General features: G+C 65.4%; 1 protein-coding gene. It reads left to right on the forward strand.

The features are described from left to right. On the forward strand, positions 1 to 1,146 hold a 1,146-nt coding region (locus AB2385_RS17090; RefSeq protein WP_367656211.1), incomplete at both ends, for a hemagglutinin repeat-containing protein.

Below are 1,146 nucleotides of genomic sequence, written 5' to 3' on the forward strand. Positions count from 1 at the left end.
GCACCACCCGCACCGAAACCACGGTTAACGCAGGGGATACGCTCACAATCGTCAGCGGGCGCGATACGAATCTCACCGGGGCACAGGTCAGCGGGGAGAGCGTCCTGGCCGATATCGGGCGTAACCTGACCATTACCAGTGAACAGGACACCGACCGTTACGACAGCAAACAGCAAAACGCCAGCGCGGGCGGCAGCTTTACCTTCGGCACCATGAGCGGCTCGGCCAGCGTTAACTACAGCCGCGACAGCATGAACAGCGACTACGTCTCCGTGAAGGAGCAGAGCGGTATCTTCGCAGGCTCCGGCGGGTTCGACATCAACGTCGGCGGCCACACGCAGCTCGACGGCGCGGTTATCGCCTCCACCGCCACGGCGGATAACAACCGCCTCGACACCGGGACGCTCGGCTGGCGGGATATCCACAATACCACTGAATACGACGTGGAGCACCAGAGCGCGGGCATCAGCACCGGCGGCAGCATCGCGGGGCAGTTCACCGGGAATATGGCGAGCAACCTGCTGGTCGGGGCGGACAGCAGCGGCAGCGCGGAGGGCACCACGCGTGCGGCCATTGAAAACGGCACGGTGGTGGTTCGCGATAAGGAGCATCAGACGCAGGACGTGGCGGACCTGAGCCGCGACACGGCGAATGCCAACGGCAGCATCGACACCATTTTCGATAAGGAGAAAGAGCAGCGCAGGATGGAGGAGGCGCAGCTTATCGGGGAAATCGGCAGCCAGGTGGCGGATATCGCCCGCACGCAGGGTGAAATCGCGAAACAGGAGGCCATGAACGACCCGGCAGCGCTCCGCGCCGCAGAGGAGAAGCTGAGGGCTGAGGGCAAGAGCAACCCTACCCCTCAGGAGATAGCCGACCAGGCCGGACGCACGGCAATTGAACAGTACGGCACGGGCAGCGACATGCAGCGCGCCATCCAGGCGGCTACCGCTGCCGCTCAGGGTCTGGCGGGCGGCGACATGACCGCCGCGCTGGCCGGAGCGGCGGCACCGTACGTGGCGGAGATTATCGGCCACCGTTCCGGGCTGGACGATACGATGGAAAAAGCCGCCGCCCACGCGGTGGCGAATGCGGTGCTGGCCGCGATGCAGGGGAAAGACGCGCTGGCGGGTGCGGCTGGAGCAG

The sequence above is a fragment of the Symbiobacterium sp. genome (genome assembly GCF_040797425.1).
In the GTDB taxonomy this organism is placed as follows: Bacteria; Bacillota; Sulfobacillia; order Symbiobacteriales; family Symbiobacteriaceae; genus Symbiobacterium.